The organism is Lacipirellula parvula (assembly GCF_009177095.1).
GTDB classification, from domain to species: Bacteria; Planctomycetota; Planctomycetia; order Pirellulales; family Lacipirellulaceae; genus Lacipirellula; species Lacipirellula parvula.
The window spans coordinates 3,841,822-3,864,927 of sequence record NZ_AP021861.1 but is presented as its reverse complement, the minus strand read 5'-3'; the positions used below and the strand labels follow the sequence as shown (position 1 = coordinate 3,864,927).

Sequence of the window (23,106 nt, the reverse complement as noted above, 5' to 3'; positions counted from 1 at the left end):
AATCTTAAGCTTCAGACGAGCGCGATCTGAAAGGCGTGCGGCGGAGTAACAGCAGCCCGCCGACCAAGAGCCAATAACTGCTCGGCTCTGGGACGGGCGCCCCGTTCAAGAGGGCAGCCAAATCAAGGCTACCGGCGTTTTGATGGTGCGTCGTCAGGATGTACCAATCGAGCAAGTTCGTCTTGCCATCCAGGTTGACGTCGCCGTGGGTGTAGCGGTCGTAGTTGCTCGCCCAGCCGGTGCTTTTCCAACCAGCGATGAATGCGGTCACGTCGTCATTGGCGGGGAGGCCGGCGCCATTGCCGTTGACGACGCCGTCTTGATTGACGTCGCCGACAATCTGATTGAGCGGATTCGAGGGAGCAAGCAGTTTCCAGATGCCCCCATCGGTCTCGCCTGGCGTGCGATTGAACAAGTCGAGCCGATCAGGGCCGACCAGCAGGTAGAGCTCCCCTTGGGCGTCTTCAGCGATGCTCCAGATGCGGTCGGGCAGCGAGACGCCGGCGGGTAGCTCTAGATTGAACCGAAACATCTGGTCGCGGGAACTCGCCGTCGAGGTGGCGGGATCGCCGTAGTAGATGTCGACGACGTTGGTTGGTTGCCCCCCGTTGTTTTCGCCGACGTCGGCAAAGACGTATTTGCCTTGCAGGCCGGGGATGGCGGAGCCGTGATAGACGAAGCCGCCGACGATGTTCGTCGATTCGCTTTGGCCGTTGAGATTGTGGTAGAGCTCGAACATGGGCGGAACGACCCCAGCGGCGCCGGCCACGAGGTCGGGGCGCTCGACGCGGGTTCCTTCGTAGGCGCCCCACCCGTAGTTGCCGCCGTTGGCAACGCGATCGATCTCTTCACGCTGCCCCTCGCCGACGTCGCCGACGTAGACGGCGCCGTTCGTTTTATCGACGTTGATCCGATACGGGCTGCGGAAGCCGTACGCAAATGTTTCAGGGAGGGAGGTCGGATCGCCGTCGGCGGCGCCGAAGTTGTTGGTGGGAATGCGATACTGGCCGTTCTGCCCGCCGGTCGGTCGGGTGTCGCCGGGGAGGCTGATCGGGTCGATGCGGAGGATCGACCCAAAGATGTTGGAAGGATCTTGAGCGTTGGTCCACCGATCTTGTTCGAAGGCGCTCCCCTCGGTGTTCGGAAAGGCGTTGCCGCCGCCGTCGCCGCTGGTGACGTAGAGCGTGCCGTCGGGGCCGAACGCCATATCGGCGAGCGTGTGGATGATGCCGGGACGAGCCGCGCGTAGGATCTCGCGCTTCGTGACGTTGACGCCGGGAAGCAGCGTCGTTCCCGCGGCGACCGCCGAGGGAGCGACGGCCCACTCCGTCAGCACGCTGTCGACGACCGAATCGGTGCCGTCGTCGAAGTCGCCGGGGAAGACGTCGGGGAGTTCGCTGGTGATGGTGTAGAAGCGTCCGTAGCCCGGCGACAGCGGGTTGAGAAAGCCGGGGTGAGCGGCGATGCTCGTGTTGCCGATTTGGCGGAAGTCGGTCACTTCACCGCCGGTGGTGCCGATGATCGGCGGCGAGTTTGAGTTGTAGGTGTCGAGATACGCCCCCGCCATGAGCGTGCCGTCGGCTTTCAGCAGTCGCACATGTCCGCTGAGGGTGAGCACGAGTTGGCGGCCGTCGCCGAGGGGCGTCATGTCGATCGGAATCATCTGGCTGCGGGCGTTCACTGTGTTGCCGGTGAGGACGCCGTTGAGCCCGGTTGCTTGCGGCTGGAGCCGCACGGTGAGCGAGCCGTAGGGGACGGGCGCCACTTGCCCGCGCGCGGGCGATACTACTGCGAGGCAAAATCCCAGCACTAACGGGATGCAGGCCCCGTTGACGACATTCAAGCGTGCGGAGATCAGGTGAAGAAGGCTCATGGCGCCCCTCGTTGTTGAATCGTTCAGTTGTTCGCGATGCGCTACGCGATCAAGTCGTGCACGACTTTGCCGTGGACGTCGGTCAGCCGGAAATCGCGACCTTGGAATTGATAAGTCAGTCGCTCGTGGTTGATCCCGAGCAGATGGAGCAGCGTGGCGTTGAGGTCGAACACCTCGACCGGCTTGTCGACGATGTTGTAAGAGAAGTCGTCGGTGGCGCCGTAGGAGAGGCCTCCCTTGACGCCGCCGCCGGCCATCCAGACGGTGAAGCAGCGGGGGTGATGGTCGCGGCCATACGACTCGGCGGTGACCGGTCCCTGTGAGTAGGCGGTGCGGCCGAATTCGCCCCCCCAAACCACGAGCGTATCGTCAAGCAAGCCGCGTTGTTTCAAGTCTTTGACGAGCGCGGCCGACGCTTGGTCTGTGTCTTTGCATTGCTGCGCGAGATTGGTCGGCAGCGCGTTGTGCTGATCCCAACCCATGTGGTAGAGCTGCACGAAACGCACGTCGCGCTCCGCAAGTCGACGGGCCAGCAGGCAGTTGCGGGCGTACGAGCCAGGCTGATGAACGCTGGGGCCGTACATATCGAGAATGTGAGCCGGCTCGTCAGAGATATCGGTCAGCTCGGGAACCGAGGTTTGCATGCGGAACGCGAGCTCGTACTGCTCGATGCGGGTCAATGTTTCGGGATCGCCCGACTGGCTGTAGGCGGCCTTGTTGAGCGTTGCCAAGCGATCGAGCATGTCGCGTCGCAACGCTGGAGAGCACCCGGCGGGGTTTGCCAAGTAGAGCACCGGGTCAGCGCCGCTGCGGAGTTTGACTCCTTGATGGCTCGTCGGCAGGAAACCGCTGCCCCACAGTCGATCGTAGAGGGGCTGATCGTTGGCTCGCCCTGAAGCACGCGAGAGCATCACGATGAAGCTCGGCAGGTCGCGATTAAGCGCCCCGAGCCCGTAGGCGACCCATGCGCCGATGCTGGGCCGTCCTGCGAGTTGCGAGCCTGTTTGGCAGAACGTGATCGCGGGATCGTGGTTGATCGCTTCGGTGACCATCGACTTGACGATACAGAGATCGTCGGCAATGGCGGCAGTGTGTGGAATGAGTTCGCTGCACTCTGCTCCCGCGGCGCCAGACTTCGCGAACGCAAATTTGGAGGGGACGAGCGGAAAGCTGCTTTGGCCGGCCGTCATCGTCGTGAGACGCTGCCCCATGCGGACCGAGGCGGGCAATTCTTGACCAGCCAAGTGCTGCAGCAGCGGCTTGTGATCGAACATCTCGATCTGCGACGGCGCCCCGGACTGAAACAGATAAATCACGCGCTTGGCGCGAGGCTGGAGCTGCGACCCGGCGAGGGCGGGCCCATTGGCGGCGTTACTCGCCATGAGCTTGGCAGCGAACGCCTCGCCGCCTGTGAGACATTGCAGCGCGACGGCCCCGAGCCCGACGCCTGCTCCACTCAGGAAGTGTCGACGATTGCATTGCTGCACGCGTTTGATGGTTTCCATGCGTCGATTCGTCGCTTAGTTCTTGGTGATCGTTTCGTCGAGGTTGAGCAAGATGCCGCCGAGCAGCGTGTAGGCGGCGAGCTCCTCGGTGGCGACGCCGGTTGCCACAGCCGACTCGCCGTGGGCGATCATCGACTCTGCAGCGGTTGGATCGCCGCTCATTGCTCGGCGGTACTCCTGGAGCGCAGCCAGCAACTCCGCTGATTCTTGAGGCCGAGGTTCTCGCCCGGCGGCCAAGCGAAAGCCGTAGGCAATCCTTCTGCTATCGTCGCCCGCTTCGGCAGCGAGCATCCGTGCCGCCAGTTGACGCGCCGCCTCGACGTACGTCACATCGTTGAGCAGCGCCAACGATTGCAACGGCGTGTTCGTGCTCGAGCGGCGAGCTTGGCATATCTCCCAACTTGGAGCATCGAACGTGGCCAGCGACGGATGGGGGACCGTCCGCTTGCGGTAGACATAGAGGCTGCGGCGATAAAGGTCGTCGCCGTGGACTTGCACATAGTCTTCGTGTGCACCGCCGGCAAGTTCTTCCCACAGTCCGAGCGGCTGGTAAGGCATCACGGATGCGCCGCCGACTTTTTGGTTCATTAAGCCGCTGACTGCGAGCGCGTTGTCGCGAATCATTTCCGCCGAAAGACGGAACCGCGGCCCGCGGCTGAGCTGTCGGTTCTCGGGATCGTTAGCGTAGGAGTCGTGCGCGGCGTCGGAAGTCTGTCGATAAGCGTCGCTGCTGACGATGAGCCATTGAATGCGTTGCAAGTCCCAGCCTGATTCCATCAACTCGACTGCGAGCCAATCGAGCAACTCGGGATGTGACGGCGGTTCGGCCTGGACGCCGAAGTTTTCGACCGTTTTCACGAGCCCGACGCCGAAGAATTGCTTCCAGAGTCGATTGACGGCGACCCGCGCCGTGAGCGGGTTCTCCGGGCTGACGACCCAACTTGCGAGCCCGAGTCGATTGCGCGGAGCGCCTTCCGCGAGCCGCGGCAGGAATGCCGGTACGTCAGGCGTGACTGGCTGTTGGGCATCGGGTTGATCATAGACGCCGCGTTTTAGCACGAACGTCGCGCGCGGAGTCGCCAGTTCTTGCATGATCATCGCGGTCGGCAGTTTGCTTTTGAATGCGTCCCGATCTGCGCGATTGGCGGCGAGGCTTGCCTCGGTCTGCTGGAATTGATCGGCGGCCGCTTCCGTTGACGAGCCCAAGTAGACGTCTCGCAGCAGCGCGAGGCCGTGATCACCCAGCGATTCGCCGCGCGTGTTGAGCTCCGCCAATTGCGAGGTGAGCGTCGCTTTGACGGACTGGCCGTTGAGCGACTCTGCGAAGAACGTCGCCCCGCACAACTGGCCGTCGAGCGGACGCTCGACTAGTCGGCGTCCCAGTCGCAGCGGCTGAGCAACGGCGAAGTTATGACGCAGCGAATCTCGCTCAACGTCGACCGCCGCTGGCCTGCCGTTGACGTAAAGCTTGACGCCGCAGGCGTTGCTGCTGCCGTCGTACGTGACGGCGACATGAAGCCATTTGTTCTTCGGCGGCCGTTCGCGGGCGAGCACTTTGATTGATTCGTCGGGCCAGCGATGGATGAGATGGCAGGCGAGTCGATCATCTTCCAGCACGACGAAGTCGGCGCCGCGAAAATCGGCTCGATCGTCCATCTGCGAGAAGAGCGTCCCCTGCCCTGTGAGTTTTACGAAGGCCGAGAAGCTGAACGGCGCCTGCGCATCGAATTCGACGAGGTCGGCGTACTCGGCGACTTCTTGGCCTTTGAACGTTGCTGCCAGTGCAGGCCCGTTGGCGTTGAAGGCTGGCAGCGCCGCAGTATTGACGGGAGAAATTGACGTGCCGTCGGCCTTGCGGGCGACGGCGTTCTCGTCCAGCGGAATAGATACGCTGGCCGCTGGAGCATCGGCAGGTTTCTCAAGCGTCGCTCTCCAATGCGCGAAGGCTTGTTGGATGGCGGGCTGTTCCGCAGCGAGCTTCGCTTCCAGCCGCGCGATCGTTTGCTCAAACTCGTCGATGCGGCGCTGGTCGTCTGCGGATTGGACCGTCATCAGGGGCGCCACGTTGCCGCGTTGCTCGGTGTAAACTCCTTTTTCATCGACGCTATTGAAGAATGCGTAGAACTGGTAGAACTCGCGCTGCGAGATGGGATCGTAACGGTGGTCGTGGCAGCGGGCGCAGCCCATCGTCAAACCGAGCGCGGCAGTCGAGGTCGTCTCGACGCGATCGACCACGTTCTCCACGCGCCACTCTTCGTCGATCGAGCCGGCCTCGGTGACGGTGCGGTGATTGCGGTTAAAGCCCGTGGCCAGCTTTTGGCTGGGCGTTGCGTTGGGGAGTAGGTCGCCTGCGAGTTGTTCCGTGAGAAACTGGTCGTACGGCATGTTGCCGTTAAAGGCAGTGATCACCCAGTCGCGCCAGGGCCACGACTGGCGCGCGAAATCGTTTTGGTAGCCATTCGAGTCGGCGTAGCGGGCAAGATCGAGCCAATCGGCGGCCATGCGTTCACCGTAGTGGGGCGACTTCGTGAGCCGGGTGAAGAGCTGCCGCGCGGCGTCGGGCGATTCGTCGGCGACGAAGGCGTCGATCTCCGCCTGGGTCGGCGGCAGGCCGATTAAATCGAACGTCATGCGGCGGATGAGTCGCTCGCGACTGGCGGCAGGCGCCGGCGAGAGGTTGTGTTTCGCGAGCTGCGCTTGGGCGAACGCATCGATCGGATTGGGGAAACTCTTCCCGTCGAGTAGGGGAAGTTCGGGCCGAACCGGTTTCACGAACGCCCAATGCGAGACGTGAGGGGCGCCCTGGGCGATCCATTTTCTCAGCAGTTCAATTTCCTGCGCCGACAGCGTTTTGCCGCTTTCCGGCGGCGGCATCTTCAGTGATTCGTCCTGGGCTGTGATTCGCTCGATAAGTGCGCTGGCCGATTCGTCGCTCGGCACAATCGCGATTGCGCCTGAGGGAAGCTCGCTGCGCGCGGCGTCGCGCAGGTCGAGTCGAAGACCGCCCTCACGGGCTGCTTCGTCGGGACCGTGGCATTTGAAGCAGCGGTCGCTGAGGAGCCGCTGCGCCTGACGCGCCAACTGCTCGTCCGCGGCGTACGCCGTAGGCACGATTGTGCTGAAGATCGCCAGGCAGGCGAGCGAGTTACAGAGGAGTACGAAGTGTGGGCGACGCTGTTCCATAAACACAATTGGGCGAGGCGGCGAACTACTTGTGAGTCGATCAAGAGAGGCGAAGCGAGGCGACGCGGCCCATTGTAGGCTTTACGACAGCGGAGACAAAAACGCCAGCGTGGGCAAGGCGAAGGTCTTGCCCACGCTGGCAACGATCAAATCGCGTGCAATTGCAATTTGCTAGGCTCGTCGCCGCCGCATCCTCGCTGCCGCAGCAACGCCAATGGATGCGAGCGCCAACGTGCTTGGTTCGGGGACAGGTTGGGATGCCAAGAGCGCGGCGATGTCGAGTGAACCCGCATCGACGTGGGCCTTGGCTAGAATGTACCAATCGCGGAGGTCGGTGACGCCGTCGAAATTCAGATCGGCATGCTGCGTCCGCGTATTCAAGTCGCCGACGACGACGCCGTTGACGCGCTGCGTGTACCGATAGTTGGCGATGAACTTCTTGACGTCGTCATTCGCGCCGCCGGTTCCGTTCCCCATGATGAGTCCGTCGCCCGTGACGTCGCCAATCGTGAGACCTTGCTGCGCGATGAACTGGTTATCGACGCCTAGGTTGAATGCGCCATAGTTGGCGCCGGCCGTCTGCGACGCATTGTTTCCCGAGACGAGCACCTGGAAGTCGTCGAGTTGGCCTTTGAAGTAGTTGCTTGCCGTGACCGTGTCGCCGTCGCTCGTGACGTCGGCGCCCAGGACGAACGCTTTTTCGGCGGTGGTGGTTCCGTTGCCGTAGTAGCCGCCGACTTTCGCCGTGACCGCGATGCCGTTGACGTACAGGGCGGAAGTCGCCCCGTTCGCGTAGTGCATCACGTGCGACCACTGATTCAACGGGACGGCCGCCGAGGAGACGACCTCGAGGCCGCCTGTCAGGCCGTCGGTATTCAGCGCCCAACGATTAGCGCCTTGAGCGTCGGCGACGATGGAGATTCCGAACCGGAACGTGTCGCGAACGACGCGTTGCCGTTGGCCGGCGGCTGCGGCCGCGGTGGGGCGCACCCAGCCTTGCACTGCTCTGGTGAAGAGCGTGTTGTAGCTGATGGTGTCCTGATAGGGATCGTCGCCTTGCGTCGGGTTGCCGAGTCCGAGCCCGCGGAGATTGTCGTCGACGCCGTCGAACTGCACGCCGAGCGAGCCGGCGGCCGCTCCGGGACGAGCGAGGCCTCCCGCGCCGACGTTGACGTAGATCGGCGCACCAAAAGGTTCGAGGTCTTGAAACGTGGGCAGCGTCGTCAGCAGGCCGGCGTGGTCGAGCGTGAAACCGCCGTGATCGCTGCCCGCTCCGCTGCCGACGGCGGCGTTGGCGACGCCGTTTTCCGTCGAGAGTGCGGAGTTGTCGCCAAGGCGATAGTCTCGATCGATGGTCGAGCCGTGCGTTTCCAGGGCGACGCCAGCCGCCGCCATCCAGGCGAGAGCGGCGCCTCGCCACTTCCATGTGTTAAAGCATGAGTTGGTCATGATGAGTATCTCCCCAAGAGTTTGCGCTACGCGTTGTTGTGAAAAGGCTTGACGACGCAGGGCGCGAACGGGCCGTTCGCGGGCAAGCAGCGTTAGCGACGGCGGCGAATGCCGACGCCCCAAGCCGCCGCCCCCACGGCGGCTAGGGCGCAGGCGGACGGTTCAGGGACGGCGGCCGCGGCTGCGAGGCTAGCAGTCGTGCCGAAGCTTCCCTTCCAGATCGTGAGATCGGCCGCGTTTACCGCTCCATTCCCATCAGCATCCCCCTGCCCTTTCGTCGCTCCGGCTGCAATGCCGAAGCCGCGCTGCCAGCGGAGGAAGTCGGCGCCATCGACGTCGCCGTCGACGTCGAAGTCGGCCGGCAAGCCGGGGGCGGTGACGTACTCGACGAGGCCATCGGTCATGATGCCGTTGTCGAAACTGTACTGGAACTTGAGATCTTGGACGCCGCCGACGGTTTTGTACCCCGTGCCTAGCGCGAGCGAGGCGCCGGTGTTCACGACCGATCCGCCGGTGAGGTACGCTTCAGTGAGCAAGTTGGCGTCGGACGCACCGCCCGCTTCCCAGCCATTTCCTGAGCCGTTACCTTCCGGGAAACCAGCCTGGCCTCCGAGGCCGGTCCACGCGGAGTTCAATGACCCAGCGGCGCTGGAGATTTGATAGCCATCGAGCGAGACGGATTGCGCCGCCGTGCCATTGTTCTTCAGCGTGATCGCGCCGGTTGACGTGTTGACCTGCAAGACCAGAGGCGCGGGGCCTTGGACAAAGCGGAACTCGTGGCCGCCGATGTTGTTGACGGAACCTGACGCGGACATCTCGTGGATCGTCATCTTCACGGCGACGTAGCGGCCGGAAAGTTGCGTCATCAGCGGGTGTTGCTTGATCGTCGAACCGAGCGGATCGTCGAATTTCACCGTTGCTTGCGGCGCCGTGGCCGGCAGCACGCCGGCGAAGTCGACGTTCGAGAACCAGAAGTCCATCGTGCCGATGCGATCGGCCGTCGCGATGGAGCCCGACCGCTGCGCGAAGGCGATCCAGTTGGCGTTGATCGACGCGCCGTTGTCGATGAAGACGTTCATCGGGCCGACGCCGACGCCGGCGTACTGGGGTTGAGCGTCGGTGTAGGCTTTGACGCCAAGATCAGCCGGCGTGAGCGCTGCGTCGGTGAACATATTGGACGCTTTGTAGTCGCCGTTGAATTCCGAACTCGCGGTGACCGCCGTCGCTGGATTCGCCGGAACTGGCACGAAGGTGAACGTCTGGGCTGACGCTTCGCTGCCGCCAATCGCACCGAAACTGGCGACAATTAACGCCGCCAATGCGCCGGCCACCTTTCGGCGACGCCGCGTGAAGCAGGCGGCAATGCCGATACCGGCTGCGAGCACTAGCGTGCTCGGCTCGGGGACGGCCGCAATGGTCGCAGCAAGTGCGCCTTGACCGTTGACGCCGTCAAAGGCTTTCTCAAACAGCCGGAAGTCAGCAATGTCGGTATCCATATCGCCGTCGAGATCGCCTTGTTGATAGGTGAGAGTCAAAGAAGAGCCGGCGTCGAAGGTGTTTCCCATGGCGGCGCGGAATAACGGCCAATCGGTCGCATTGATCGCGCCGTCGAAGTTGAGGTCGCCGATTTTGTAGGCCTGCCCACTGTTGCCGGTGTATTCCACCGCGATCGAGTAGAACGTACCGTCGGACTTGAGCGCTTCGATCGCGACGTCTTCATGGGGGCTCTTCCGCCAAACGTTGCCGAAGTTAATCGATCCGCCGTTGGCGAGCGTCAGGCCGTTGCCGCCGGGGAGTTCCGCTTCGCTAAGACTGGCGAAGGCGGTGGGAGCGGAGAGTTCAACCCAAATGTTCGCGTCGAGCGAACCGCCACTGTTGCCGTCGCCGGCGTCGGCTACCGAAATCCAGTTGGCGGCGTTTAGCGAACCATGAGTGGATTGGATGTCGTAAGCGATGAAGTTCAGCGGCGTGCCGACGTTGTTGCTAAGCGTCGCATTGCCGGTCGTGCGATTGATCGTGAGGACTGGGAACGGCGCCGCGGCGCCGCCCGCGCCTGCCCGTACTTCGGTCAGCAGCAGGAAGTCATTTAGATTGCTGGGGCCGTGCGTGATCTCGAACGACTGCACTTGCCCTCGTTGCGTTGGATTGAGCAGCGAGGTGACGTCGTAGCGACCATAGGCGGAGCCGTTAGCGTTGTTCGCGGCCTTCGCCGTGACGCCGGAGTACTCAAGCGAGGTTCCGAGCAGCGTGCCGCCGCCCGCGGATCCGCCGGGAGCGTTGTAAAAGCTGATCGCGAGCGCTTGATGCCGACCTTGCTCCGCTCCGGCGTAGTCCGAGCGCCCCCAGATGTCGATGAAATCGAGCGTTTGTCCCCCGGTCAACGTCACGTCTGTTCGCCAATAGTTATCGGCGTCGTTGTTCGCCGCGATGAAGAGCGTGTCGGCGCCATTCCAGGCGGTAGTGGGCAAGAAGCCGGCCGGCACGTTCGCGTAGTCGACGAAATTGACGTTCGGGTTGTAGGTGAACGGATCGTTCAAGAGATCGATGGGGAAGCTCACCGTCGTGGCGCCGCCCCATGCAGCTCCGCCGCTCGGATTCGAGAGCGGCACGGCTGTCGCTGCGTTTGCCGCGCGATGCGACGCGGCCAACAGCAACAGCGCGACAAAACCTCGCTGCAAATGACGTACAGAGCGCGGTCTGGCTCGCCAAGTCATGGCTGGGATCTCCGGTGAGTTAGACAAGGTGATCGAAACGTGGCGGCAACTCAAAAACCGACTGCTGGGCGTCGGGCATTGTTGCCGGTGCAGAGACTGTCGGCATGGCGCCGGGGAGTCTTTGCATGAGGGTGCAGACAAAGAGCAGACGATCTAATTCTTCAAGTCGAGGGCGAGGAAATTGTCGCCATCGGCGTTAATCGTGGCTTTCAATTCGGATGAGTCGGTTGATTCATATTTCTTCGGAAGCAAATTCTTCGGCGCTCGCGTGATGTGCGCTTGCGCGGGGAGTTGCTCAAGCTTGGTGACTGTGAGCGCGTACGTTCCCGGCGTCATGCCTGCTTGCGTCGTGCGTCCTTGATCGAAAATCGTTGAGACTTCGAATTCGCCCGATTCGTTCGTCGTTGCTTGCGCGGGTACGCTGCCTGCGGAGTCGCTCGTTGGTGCGAGCGAGACGATCGCCGAAGCAACGGGCTCGCCTTCCAGCGTGACTTTGCCGGTGACCGGAACCGTCGCCGGAGCCGTGCTTCTCGGGCCGCAGCCGGCGACGAAAAGTACAACGCCGGCACAGGCGAACAGGCGAATGTGATTTAGAGCGAATGCCATGTCGATGAGAACACGCTGAAGCGAGCCGCGGTATGGAGACTAATTGGTAAGCGAGGCGGCTTCGCCGTCCGAGCGAGCGCCGAGGCGTTGGTATGTTGCGTAGTCGACGTCTTCGCTAAGGTAGTGAGCGGAACCGTCACAGTAGACGAAGTTTACGCCGCCGGGATGGCGAGATTTGAAGCCCATCGCGGCGTTGAAGTCTTTCTCCCAATCGCGGCACTGAGGAACCGCGCTGCCTCCGCCCCCGCCGCGTCCGCCGCCTGAAGCGGCTTTATAGACCTCGGGATCGGTGCTGAGATTCAACGGCGCCGTCGTCGCAAACCAGAGTCCCTCGGAACGAGTCCAACCGTTGACCCACTGATAGCCCGACCAGGATGGGATGATTTCGCCCATGGCGATCGTGTTCGACGTGCCGTCCTCAATCTCGCGCAACTTCGCGGCCCAGTTGCCGCGGCCGAAGGGGCCCGAAATGTGAGCGGGTTCGGAGCAGTCAGCGCGAGTGTTTCCTTTCCCGGAGCCGTTGCATGCGGGAACCATGTTCGAGGTGGTGTTAAACCAATCTTCGCCGTCATCGTCGAGGTCGTAGAGGGCGCCGCCATCGGGCACGAGGTTGCTCGTGTGCAGATTGCAGTTGCCGAACGTTCCCATGATCTGAGCGCCAAGCGATCCCGCATACGACGTGACGGCCACCAACTGGCCTGCGCCGGGAAGCGTGAGGAGATCTTGTAAACCCTCGCCGCTTTGCACGCCCGTTTTGTGGTCTGTGGGGCAAGCCAACGAGGCAAGCGGAAGTTGGCTTAGCTTGACGCCGTTTACCAACTGGTCGCCGGGAACCACCGGCGACTTGGGGTCGAGATTGACTGAGTTCGTCAGGTTGGCGGCTTCGATGTAGGGCGCCATCATGACGAGATGCGAGGCCAGATCGCGTTTCTCTTCGCGACCATTCGAATACTTCGTGACGACTTGCTCGTTTTGCGGGAAGCGTCCCTTCGCCGACTCGTGGTTTAACAGCGCCAGGCCAAGCTGTTTGAGATTGTTCGTGCATTGTGAGCGGCGCGCTGCTTCCCGCGCGGCTTGGACAGCTGGCAGCAGAAGCGCCACTAGGACGCCAATGATCGCGATGACCACGAGCAGCTCAACCAACGTAAATCCGCGACGTTTCACGAAACGCTCCTTTTCCGCTCGGCGATGCGAGCGATCTACGAATGGTTTGAGAGGTAGAAGGGCGAACAATTGCCTGCGCGGGGGCTGGCGAGTGAGATCGACTTCGAAGGGAAAAGATGATGCAACAACTTTTGGCAAGCTGCCGAGACGCAAAGGCGTTTGGAAAAGATCATTGCCTTGCCGGAAATTACGACTCGTGAGGGCTAAATTAAGAACACGAGCCTCGTGAGTCAATAATTCATAGTGTTTATTTGACAAAAGTTGATGTATCAACTAGCATCGCGGACAGCGTCGGCTAGTGATGTCATTCGCCAGTCGACGCGCCCGCTCATCGCAAGTTCCCAGCAGGCTTGGCCTATGTCTTCTCCTTCACGACCAGCGTCCTCCCCTGCCGACCTATCGAGGCAGGAAGCTCGTAAACCGATGCATCGCTACATTTTCGATGAGTTGGAGAGCTCGCTTCGCGCTGGCGTGATCGCTCCGGGCGATCGTCTGCCAACGGAGTCGCAGCTTTCGAAGAAATACGGAACGTCGAGGACGACGGCGATTCGCGCGCTGCGGGATTTGGCCAGCGCGGGGCTCGTGCAACGCCGCCAGGGTTCCGGTACCTACGCCGTCGATATCCCGTTGCCATCGTTGAGGTCGATCGCTTTTTGTTCGCTCTTCGTGCGGGAATCGTCGGAACTCGGTTACGTCGAGGGCCTCATTCAACGCCACTTGGCAGACATCGCTAGCGGTCACCAGGCGACGCTGCACGTCCAGTGTCTGCCAGCCAACGGGAGAACCATTCGAGAGTCGATGCGTCTGGCGGCCGATGCGCTGGTCGCGAGAAAGATTGCCGGTTGTCTTTACTACCCGGCCGAATTGCCGCAGGAGGATATGGATTGCAACCGCATCGTCGTCGACCGCTTGCGCGAGGCTGGCATCAACGTTGTGCTCGTTGATCGCGATATCGTGTCGTACCCGCAGCGCAGCGAGTTCGTCCGGATTGGTTACGACAACCGCCGCGGCGGGACGCTTGTCACCAACCACCTCCTGGAGGTCGGGTGCAAGCGAGTGGCGTTCGTCGGCATTCCCGAAGTATCGACGGCTGTGCAAGATCGCTTGGCGGGATACAGCGAATCGCTGCAGAACCACGGTCTCGCCGTGTCGCCCGACCTGATCTGGTCGACCGACAGCCCGACGGAGGCCTTTTGCAAACAGCTGTTGAAGCTGGGGCGTCCTGACGGCATTGTCTGCAAATCGGACCGCTTCGCGGCGATGCTGGGCCGGCATCTGACTGCATTGGGAGTCAAGATTGGCCACGATATCAAGCTCGCCGGTTTCGACGACGATCCAATTGCGAGTTTTCTGCCTGTGCCGCTTACCAGCGTACGGCTACCTGCTCGGCCATTCGCCGAGGCTGCCTTCGAAGCCGTGTTGCCGCAAGTCGAGAGCATCGGGAACGTCCGTCGTCAGGTGATCATCGACTGTGAGTTGGCTATTCGCGCGTCGACTACCGGCTAAGCTCGACTTCATTGGCCCCAACGCTCCTGCATCCTTCTTCTGATTGTCGCAACTTCTCGATAGACAAAACTCGCGGCTCGCTTGCCGCCGCCGATTTTGTTCAGAACGCTCGTCACCGATTCGCTGCTTCGCCACACTCATCGGTTCGCCATGACTCCCCTGGATGGGATCGCCGTCGCTCTCTACTTCGTCGTCATCGTCGGCGTCGGGGTATGGCAGCGTCGTCGAACGGCGGCGACGTTGGAGGCGCACTTTCTGGGAGAGCGGCGGATTTCTTGGCCGTTACTCGCGCTGAGCGGCGCCATTTCAAACTTCGATTTGACGGGGACGATGTGGATCGTCAGCGTGCTCTACACGCTCGGCGTTCAGGCGTGGTGGCAGCAATGGATGTGGGGCGTGGCGCTGCCGGCGTTCGGGTTGGCGTACATGGCCAAGTGGGTGCGCAGGTCGGCTGCGACTACCGGCGCCGAATGGATGATCACTCGCTTTGGCGACGACGCCGCGGGGCGAGCGGCGCGGTACGCCTACGCTTCCGTCGCCGTGCTGTTCACCGCCGGCTCCGTCGCTTACGCCCTGCAGGGAATGATTAAGTTCTCCGATTACTTTTTTAAGGAAGAGATCGCGCCCGCGACTTGGAGTTATCTCGAATCGATCGTCGGCATCTCACCGTCGGTTTTCGTCTCGCTGGCTGTGCTCGGCGTCACTGCCGCCTACGTGATTGCCGGCGGCCTCTACAGCGTCGTCGCGACGGACGTGGTGCAAGCGCTCGTTCTAACGACTTCGGCGCTTATCATCGCGGTCATCGCTTACATGCATGCGACGCCGCAGCTCATGGCCGAGCGCGTGCCGACTGACTTCGCCGACCTGACGCCGATGTGGCGGCTCACGGGCTGGCGGCTCGCGGAACGCCCCGACCTCGCTCCTTTCGGTTGGTTCGTCATCGCCTGGGTCGGCAAAGGATTTCTGACGAACGCCGGCGGCCCCGCGCAGATATACGACTTTCAGCGCTACCTTGCCGCTCGCTCGCCGCGCGATGCGTGCAAGCTCGCGGCGGCGTGGCCGTTCTTCCTAGCGCCGCGCTGGGCGATGACGATGGGGATCGTGCTACTGGCGCTAACGAATCGGACGCCGACTAACGATCCAGAGCAAATCATGCCCGCGATCTTACGAGATTTTCTCCCGGCGGGAGTCCGCGGATTCGTGCTGGCCGGATTGGTCGCGGCGTTCATGACGACGTTGGCGGCGACGATTAACAGCGGAGCGGCTTATCTGGCGATGGATCTCTACATCCCGCTCGTGCGATCGGCAACGTCGCGGACTCCGATGTTAGCCGTCAGCGGCGCTGCGACGCTGGCGATTGTCGTGCTGGGAGCCGTCGCCGGAGTCTATTCAAGTTCAATCGATGTGATTTGGAACTGGCTCCAAATGAGTTTCGTTTCCGGCTTGGTCATTCCCAATTGCCTGCGATGGTATTGGTGGCGGCTGAATGGTTGGGGCTACGCTGCGGGAGTCCTCACCGGCAGCATCTCGTCGCTGCTCTGGCTGTTAGCGCCCTCGCCCGGCGACTATTATGCCTTCTTGGGAATTGCGGCATGCACGGCGATCGCCAGCGTCGTTGCATCGCTGCTCACCGCGGCAACTCCTCGCGTTGTGTTGGTCTCGTTTTACGAAACGGTTCGCCCGTTTGGTTTTTGGCGACCAATCGCTCGCGAATCGAGGAAGTCGCACCTGGGTTTGTGTACTGCAGAACCAGGCGTTGCACTGACGCTCTTCAATCTATTCGTCGGAATCTGTGGAGTGACTGCGCTCTATTTACTCCCGATGTATCTGGTTGGCCGCTGGCATGTCGAGGCTGTGACATGCGGAGTGGTTTTCGTCGTTGTGATCTGCGTCCTGAGATACTCCTGGTGGCCGATGCTGCCGGCCGACACGCCCCTTACCGCAAGCGAGCATCGAGTCTGAATGTGATGACAATCGCTCTCATGAGATTTGGCTTCTGCTCGCTGCTACTGCTGATCGCAGTCGAGCGGGCGTGTGCCGATGGTTGGACGCCGATCTTGCGCGTTGGTTCAATCGATCAGTCGATTGATGATCTGAACGTCATCCCCCTCAGTGGATTCGACGTTGCCTTCGATCACCTTGAACAGCCGCTGCGTCCGGAACAATGGCCGCATTTGCACCCCGGCGTTCGCGACGTGTGGGCGGGATCGCGCGGCTATCTGCTTAGGACGCCCGTCGCGACGCCGCGGCGGTACGGGGTCTATCGGATTCGCATTGGCGTACTCGGTGCGCACCCCTACCAGCCTCCGCGACTGCGAGTCACCTTCGGGCCATCCGCCAGCTGGATTTTAAAGGCCCCGTCTGGCGCTGATATTTCGCGTCAAACGGAGCGTCTCGAATACCTCTCTCCTGCCGTGGCGGAATATCTCATCGCAGGACAAGACCTGATTGACGAATCAACGATGCTCGCGATCGAATCGATCGACGACGGGTCATGGATCGTTTACGACGGGATCGAGATTGACTGGATCGACGCACCGCTTGCTTCGGAAGTGGGCGTCGACTTCCACAAGGAACCGGCGCGGCTCGTTCACCGGACGCCCGATGGACCGCGACAGCAATTTCGCCTCACGCTTGATCTGCGGCGGGTGTCGACGCCGCTCAATCTGAAAATCGTCGACGCTGCAGGAGGCGTATGGAGTGAAGCAACCCTTGGGCTCGATGCGGGGCACAAGCGATTTTACGGTCCGCTGACGGCCGACCTCTCCATCCCTGCACACGAGAAAGCGCAAGATCTGAAGTTAGAAATAAGATCGGACAACTTTCAGAAATCATACGATCTACACTGGCCAGGGTATCGTCCGATTGAGCTGTACGTTGTCCCTCAAGCCCATTTCGACAACGGTTACACGCACACGGCCGACCAGGCGGTTGCGCGCAACGTTGATAGCCTCTCTCGAGCGCTGGCATTCGGCGAGAAGTATGAAAACTTTTCGTGGACTAACGAAAGTTCTTACATCTTGCAACGTTGGTGGCAGAACGCCAATCCCGCAGATCGCGATCGGCTGGTCGATCAAGTCCGTAGCGGCCGCGTTGGGCTCGACGCCGGTTGGGTGAATCTGCTCACGGGGCTGCCGAACGACGAAGGGCTGCACCGCTGGCTGTACTGGTCGGGCAATTTTGCTCGCGAGCACCGCCTTGATTTGAAGACCGCGTCGCTCACCGATTCGCCGAGTCACGTCTGGTCGCTGCCGACCATTCTGGCGGGGAGCGGCATCGAGTTTCTCTCGATCGGCAGCAATTCTGATCGCAGCGACTTTTGGAAATTTGGCGCCGACCGCGCGTATCAACCCGTTTGGTGGGAAGGCCCGGACGGCGCTCGAGTGCTGACGATGGTCCACAAACACTACGCCGAGGCGACGACGGTCGGCCTGACGATGTCTCTGGAGGCCGCCGAGCAACGGCTTCCGGGTTATCTCACCTACATCTTTGACAATCCTGACGCAAAGGAACCCTACCCTTACAACGTCATCCATCTGCACGGCGCTTACTTTGACAACGTGCAACTCGATGAGAACCTGCCCGCCGTCGTTGAGCAGTGGAACGCCAAATACGAATGGCCGCGCCTGATTCTCGGCACGAACGCTGATTTCTTCGAGCGGCTACGCACGGAGGCCGCCCAGCATGCTCCTGTCGTGAGGGGAGACCAAGGCGCCTACTGGGAAGATGGCGCTGGCTCGAGCGCTGCGGAAACGAAGCTCAATCGCGACAGCGTTCGCCGACTCGTGTTGCTCGAAGCGTTGCTTGCGGGGCTCCATGCACAAGGCAAGATTCGCGACTATCCCAAAAAGCTCATCGACGAGGCGTGGGAGAACGCACTTCTTTACGACGAACATACTTGGGGAGCGCACCACAGCGTGTCGCTTCCCGATGACCCGCAGACGCTCACGTTGTTTGCCGTGAAGGCGGGCTATGCGATGAAATCGCGCCTGCTCTGCGACCAACTGCAGAAGATCGTCGACGAGGGGCTCGCGTTCACTGAAAGCTGGGAACGTGATCGTCGCAACTCAGTGGCTCCTGAATCTGATGCTCTTAGCTTCCGCTCGGGCTATCTCGCTGTCGACATGGATCAGACGACTGGTTTGATTAGGTCGATCCGCCGCACAGACGACGGCCGTGAATTCGTCGAGCGTTCGCCCGCTGGGGGCAGCGTCGACGCCGCAAACTCGTCTGGGTTTGGCCAGGTTTTGTATTACGCAAAGCAGCGCGGCTATCCCCCCAGCGGAAGCGACGTCGCGACGGGATCGACGCTTTCGACGCCAAAGCTGATTGATATCCAGCGGAAAGTGCGATCGATCGTCTCCCGCTACGAGCATGAGATCTTGGGAATCGTCGAGTTGGAGGTGTGCGTCGCTGCCGACTCGCCGGACATTCAGTGCGTCCTACGCATGAAAGGCAAGCGGCCGGTTCGCGAGATGGAAGGCGTTTATGTCAGCTTTCCGTTCGCATTCAAGCAGCCGCAAATCGATTACGAGGTTGGCGGCGCCACGGTGCAAGCTGGTCGCGACTGGATGCCGCGGGCATGCCTCGATTGGTTCAGCGTGCAAGATTTCGTGCGGCTGCAAGATCTGAAAACAGGCGACGACGTCGTCTGGTCTTCGCCAGATGCGCCGCTCGTCTCCTTTCAGGACGTCAACACGCACAAAAAGCTCGAATCGCTGCCGATCGAGAATGGCAGGATCTATTCGTATGTAATGAACAACTACTGGCACACCAACTACCAGGCCCAGCAAGGAGGCGATTTCGAGTTCCGCTACTTCATCAGTTTCGGCAGGAAGACTTCCTTGGGCCAAGCTTCGCTTCGCGCCACGCGCTGGTCGCCGGCGATTTGCAACGCCTTAAGGGCCTTTGTTGACATCGGTTCTGAAAACATCCGCATGTCGTCGTTCAAGCGAGCCGAAGACGGAGATGGTTATATCGTGCGTATTCGAGAAGTCGACGGCGAACATGGAGACGTCAAGTTCTCGGTCCCTGCGCTTGCGGAAGTCGGCATCGCGTCGGTTGAAGTCGTGAGCGGCATCGAAAGCCCGCACATGCATCCGCACGGCCAGACCTCAGCGAAAGGCACGGAAGTGTCGACTCACCTCCATCCTTTCGAAGTTCAAACTCTACGCATTAGGCCTGGCAAGCGTGAGTCTGATAGCAACAAGAAGCAAGCGACGGCGCCGTAGCGTAACGATCGCGCGACCGGCCGCTCTCGTGCGGCCGCACTTTTTAACCTGCCCATTTCGATTATAACTTCGGTGCGATGCCTGTAAGCAGGAAGTCACTCAAAGCCGCCAGCTTTGCTTCGTCTCTTTCGGATGCGCTAGACTCTTCGACGTCTTTGAAGAGCTTGCTAGAGGCTCCCTGAGAATGAGAGGATAGAACGCTCTCATGCCGATGGTTCACAGCATGGGTACGCACGTCGTCGTTGAACGCCGCATCGCGGGCCGAATGATGAGCGACGTCTTGCGTCTGCCTCGCCGCGATGTCTGCGTTCCACGCCCGTGATTGTAGGATTGCGCTGACTTGGTTGAGTGCGGGCGTCGATGAAGTTGCGGCCGCGATGACTAGGGCGCCGTCGGCAACTTCGAGCGACGACGGCGACATGAACGAGGCGTCCGTAACGTACGAGTTCAGACTGGCGGGCGCGGCAACCGACATCGGAGAAGCTGGGGTCCCCGTCGTTTGGCCGAACTGCGTCTTCCATACGACCAAGTCGTCTTGATCGACGTCTGAGTCGCCGTCGGCATTACCCTGCGCTCGCGTTGAGCCAAGCCCGTATCCCCGTTGCCACGCGAGGAAATCGCCGCCGTCCACGATGCCGTCGCTATTGAAATCAGCGGATGCAGCGACTGGAGTAAAAGTCGCGGCCGTCAGCGCGCTCCACTCGCCGTTGCGGAGGATGCGGGCTTTTACCAGCGTTGCGCTCGACAGCGGAATGTTGCCGGAGAAAACCTGCGCGCTCGCCGCGTTGACGGCGCCGCCTACAAGTCGCGGATCGCTGCCGTCGGTGGTGTAGTAAATGGTTCCCGGGGAACCGGTGTTTCCGTTTTGCACGGAGAGGATGCCACCGGCGGCAATCGTGCCGCCATGTTGACGAAGATTGTTGACCAGGAACTCCGGCGCCACTGCGTTGGGATAGAGCGAGGCGGCTTTCCATTGGTTGAGGACAATGCCGTGTCGATCGCGGAAGTAGGTTCCCAGCATGTAATTCAGCTGGTTCTGCCACTCGACGTCTCTGGTCCGCGGGACGGTGACATGTTGGTCGCCCCACCGCGCCGACTCAGCCGGCATGGCGTCGTACACGCGAGCGGCAAGCTCCGCCATCCGCGCCGCGGGCACGTTGTTTTGGGGATTGTTCGGGTCGTACGTCGGGCTGGCGGGGTTGACGTACAGAGCGCCGCCGTTGAATAGATGTTCGTGAATTCGATCGGCGAATTGCAGGCGGAACTCTTCGTAATTGCGCAAGATGCCGTACGCTTGTGCGGCGCCAGTCGACATCCCCAAATTGTTCTCGTTGATGCTCGTGCGGTCGCTAAGGTCTAGCGAAATCTCGTTATCCCAGGCAAAGAACTTGAAGCCTTCGCTTTCCGGACCGCGACGGCGGTTCGCATACCAGTTACGGTCGGGCCAGTCGTTGTTCCCGCCGTAGTGATTGAGGATCATGTAGTCGATATAGTTGGCGACGTCGAGATAATCCTCCTGGCTGGGATTGTCGAGGCCGCTCGCGAAATTTCCTTGCAGGTTCTGGTAGGCGGCGTTCTTGGCTGCAGTTCCGGAAGCGGCGTTCACCGCCTGAGCCAGCGCAATCATCGCGTTGTAGGCGTCGATCGATCCGTCGGCCAAGCCGTCGTGATTGACGACGTCGTATTCTTCCTTCTCGCCGCCGAACGTCTCCGCGGCGAAGGAATCGTCTGGGCGTTCACTCGGATTGTAGAGCCCCCAGTAGAGTCCGTTGATGTAGAGGTGCACCACGTTTCCGCGCGCTGATGCGTTCCCCATCGCCGCTTGCGTATCGCGGAACCACTGATCGCGAGCGTAGAGCGGGTCGCCGAGCGCTCCATCCCACCCCCAACCATCGTTGAAATGCGGCCGGATGACGATTGTGTCGAACTTGGTCACGCCCTCTTCGCCGAAGAGCGGGTATTCGAGCTTGCCGGCGCCGTACTCGTCCTTGAACAGCAGTCTCAAGGCATTTTTCTTGGAGAGAGACCGCGATGCGGCGCCGTGAATTCGCAGGCCGGCGTCGATCTGAAACCCTTCCGTGCCGTCGGCGTAGATAAGTTCCGCGGAGGTGGGGCGCTCCCACGCCACTCCCTCGCCGCCGACATTCGAGTAGATGCCGTTAGGGCCGAAGAAGTCAGCGTTATCGAGCGTCAGCGACAGCGTCGGGATCGCTTTGAGGCTGTCTTCAATCAGCGCGGCGTAAACCCCGCCGAATAGATCATTTGGCCCAATGACGTCGGGATCCATGCCGTAGTCGGCCGCCCGACTGCCCCACGTGCCAGGAAAGCCAGCGGCGAGCGCTGACTGTTGCGTTTGGTGAATGACGTCGCTGGTGAAGATGTACGTTTGTGTGTCGATGTTGGTCGGCGCATAGCCGAGCTTATACGCCGCCGCGCGAATGTTGCTCGTCTTGTTGATCAACAGCGACCCGGTGTAGAGGAAGCCATTGATAATATTCAAGTTGGCGTCGACGGCCGGCGCCGATCCGTTGATCGTGTAGACAATCTTGGCGCCGGCGGTCGGCGTCGAAATCTCCAAGTTGAACGGAGTTGAGTAGAAGCCGCGGTCGACGCTGAAGGCGGTATCTTCCACGATTCCGGTGAAGATCTGTCCGTTCGCGGCGCCAGGCGTCGGCGTTTGAAAGTATCCGGCCACGATGGGCGTCACGACTTCCGCAATGCCGCCGGTCAGCTTCGGGATCATCAGCATGTCGCTGCTGCCCGATTGATTTAGCGCATGAATCGCGAGCACGTTGGCGCCCTGCTTTAGCTCGCTCAACTTGTTGCTGACGTCGAAGTTCACGTAACCAGCGAGTACGACCTCGTCGCCGCGCTGGCCGGTGGCGATCGAGTTGTAAGCCAGGGAGCCGGGAGCGTTCGAAGAAGCGATCAGCGTACCATTGAGATACGCGACGAAGCCGTCGTCGTAGATCATGCCGAGATTCAATGTCTTGAACGAGCCTGGGTTCGCCACATTGAAAGTAAAACGCGTGTACGCCGTGGTCGTCGTCGACGGTACGGCAACGTCGATGAGCGACGTGAACTCGTTTGCGCTCCCCGGCGACGCCTCGTAGCCGATGCCGGCCGTCCCCAACGACCAGGCGCTGTCGTTGTACGCGGTCATCCGCCAAACCGCGTCGGCACTGTTATTGACGGGGGCGAGGTAGCGCATCGGCGTCGTGTCGTCAACAAGCGTCGTCGAACTCGACGACATCGACAGCCCGTACGAGATATCCGTCTGCTGGGACGGCGTCTTCGGGGCGAACTGTTGCACGATCGTCGTGCCATTTGGCTCCACGAGCGCTAGATACTCGCCGTCGGCGGAGAGTTTGAAGTTTGTATGGAGTTCGCCCGGCGGATGGGCGGCGGCCTTGTCGGAAGCGAAGACGATAATCGTCGACTTCGGAGCGATGATCGTTCCCCCTGGGAAGGCCCACTGCGTCAGGTCGGAGCTTTTATCAGTGAGATAGTAGCCGCTGACGTCGGCGGCAGTCGCGCCATTGTTGAAGAGCTCGATCCAATCGGAAGAATCGCCGTCGCCATCCTTGATCGAGTTGCTGTTCGAGGCGAGCAGCTCCGTGATGTAGACGTTCGCCGCGAGAACCTGGCGAATTTCCAATTGCTCGAACTGCAACCGCCGGCTGCCCCGATTTGCGGCTGCGAATCGGCTCTCTTGCCTTCTGTTCCAAACGTTGCCAAACATGCCGCCAGCTTCCGTGAGAACTCAATTAAAGTGTAATGCGAATGTCGATGGGGTCGGTGGTTGCTTGGCCCCTGCTCCGTCGAGTCGAGCGTCGGACGAGTCTTGCCTCAGCGTAACTCATCATGGGGGTGAA

11 protein-coding genes are annotated in these 23,106 nt (G+C 61.2%); 3 read left to right on the top strand and 8 right to left on the bottom strand.

From position 1 onward, the window contains the following. Window positions 1–4: 4 nt before the first annotated feature. The 7 genes from PLANPX_RS15060 to PLANPX_RS15030 all read right to left on the bottom strand — a co-directional run bounded on the left by PLANPX_RS15060 (window position 5) and on the right by PLANPX_RS15030 (window position 12,494). A complete protein-coding gene (locus PLANPX_RS15060; protein WP_152099524.1) occupies window positions 5–1,873 on the bottom strand; it encodes a PQQ-dependent sugar dehydrogenase in 1,869 nt (622 codons plus the stop codon). Window positions 1,874–1,914: 41 nt separating this feature from the next. Continuing rightward, complete coding sequence (locus tag PLANPX_RS15055; RefSeq protein WP_152099523.1) at window positions 1,915–3,378, bottom strand: DUF1501 domain-containing protein; 1,464 nt, start codon at window positions 3,376–3,378, stop codon at window positions 1,915–1,917. Window positions 3,379–3,393: 15 nt separating this feature from the next. Beyond that, window positions 3,394–6,561 (bottom strand): DUF1553 domain-containing protein, encoded by a 3,168-nt coding sequence (locus PLANPX_RS15050; RefSeq protein ID WP_152099522.1) that lies wholly within the window; start codon window positions 6,559–6,561, stop codon window positions 3,394–3,396. 171 nt (window positions 6,562–6,732) lie between these two features. Then, on the bottom strand, window positions 6,733–8,010 hold the full coding sequence (locus PLANPX_RS15045) for a LamG-like jellyroll fold domain-containing protein (protein ID WP_152099521.1): 1,278 nt from the start codon (window positions 8,008–8,010) through the stop codon (window positions 6,733–6,735). 92 nt (window positions 8,011–8,102) lie between these two features. Further along, entirely contained in the window at window positions 8,103–10,724 is a 2,622-nt protein-coding gene (locus PLANPX_RS15040) for a PEP-CTERM sorting domain-containing protein (RefSeq protein ID WP_152099520.1), read from the bottom strand. 153 nt (window positions 10,725–10,877) lie between these two features. Continuing rightward, on the bottom strand, window positions 10,878–11,330 hold the full coding sequence (locus tag PLANPX_RS15035; protein WP_152099519.1) for a carboxypeptidase-like regulatory domain-containing protein: 453 nt from the start codon (window positions 11,328–11,330) through the stop codon (window positions 10,878–10,880). A gap of 39 nt (window positions 11,331–11,369) precedes the next feature. Next, a complete protein-coding gene (locus tag PLANPX_RS15030) occupies window positions 11,370–12,494 on the bottom strand; it encodes a DUF1559 domain-containing protein (RefSeq protein WP_152099518.1) in 1,125 nt (374 codons plus the stop codon). A gap of 423 nt (window positions 12,495–12,917) precedes the next feature. Here PLANPX_RS15030 and PLANPX_RS15025 point away from each other — a divergent pair, with 423 nt between their 5' ends. The 3 genes from PLANPX_RS15025 to PLANPX_RS15015 all read left to right on the top strand — a co-directional run bounded on the left by PLANPX_RS15025 (window position 12,918) and on the right by PLANPX_RS15015 (window position 19,231). Beyond that, the gene (locus PLANPX_RS15025) at window positions 12,918–14,000 is read left to right on the top strand and encodes a GntR family transcriptional regulator (protein WP_172992085.1); all 1,083 of its coding nucleotides are present in this window, start codon (window positions 12,918–12,920) and stop codon (window positions 13,998–14,000) included. 150 nt (window positions 14,001–14,150) lie between these two features. After that, a complete protein-coding gene (locus PLANPX_RS15020) occupies window positions 14,151–15,962 on the top strand; it encodes a sodium:solute symporter family transporter (protein WP_152099516.1) in 1,812 nt (603 codons plus the stop codon). A gap of 5 nt (window positions 15,963–15,967) precedes the next feature. Continuing rightward, a complete protein-coding gene (locus PLANPX_RS15015) occupies window positions 15,968–19,231 on the top strand; it encodes a glycosyl hydrolase-related protein (protein ID WP_172992084.1) in 3,264 nt (1,087 codons plus the stop codon). Between the two features lie 61 nt (window positions 19,232–19,292). Here the strand turns inward: PLANPX_RS15015 and PLANPX_RS15010 are convergent, their stop codons facing one another. Further along, complete coding sequence (locus PLANPX_RS15010; protein WP_152099514.1) at window positions 19,293–22,973, bottom strand: CotH kinase family protein; 3,681 nt, start codon at window positions 22,971–22,973, stop codon at window positions 19,293–19,295. Window positions 22,974–23,106 lie beyond the last annotated feature (133 nt).

Bases quoted from the DNA above. Each gene is read 5' to 3' on its own strand.
- PLANPX_RS15025 (WP_172992085.1), top strand. From the start codon at position 12,918: ATGCATCGCTACATTTTCGATGAGTTGGAGAGCTCGCTTCGCGCTGGC.
- PLANPX_RS15020 (WP_152099516.1), top strand. From the start codon at position 14,151: ATGACTCCCCTGGATGGGATCGCCGTCGCTCTCTACTTCGTCGTCATC.
- PLANPX_RS15010 (WP_152099514.1), bottom strand. From the start codon at position 22,973: ATGTTTGGCAACGTTTGGAACAGAAGGCAAGAGAGCCGATTCGCAGCC.
- PLANPX_RS15040 (WP_152099520.1), bottom strand. From the start codon at position 10,724: ATGACTTGGCGAGCCAGACCGCGCTCTGTACGTCATTTGCAGCGAGGT.
- PLANPX_RS15035 (WP_152099519.1), bottom strand. From the start codon at position 11,330: ATGGCATTCGCTCTAAATCACATTCGCCTGTTCGCCTGTGCCGGCGTT.
- PLANPX_RS15050 (WP_152099522.1), bottom strand. From the start codon at position 6,561: ATGGAACAGCGTCGCCCACACTTCGTACTCCTCTGTAACTCGCTCGCC.
- PLANPX_RS15055 (WP_152099523.1), bottom strand. From the start codon at position 3,378: ATGGAAACCATCAAACGCGTGCAGCAATGCAATCGTCGACACTTCCTG.
- PLANPX_RS15015 (WP_172992084.1), top strand. From the start codon at position 15,968: ATGACAATCGCTCTCATGAGATTTGGCTTCTGCTCGCTGCTACTGCTG.
- PLANPX_RS15045 (WP_152099521.1), bottom strand. From the start codon at position 8,010: ATGACCAACTCATGCTTTAACACATGGAAGTGGCGAGGCGCCGCTCTC.
- PLANPX_RS15060 (WP_152099524.1), bottom strand. From the start codon at position 1,873: ATGAGCCTTCTTCACCTGATCTCCGCACGCTTGAATGTCGTCAACGGG.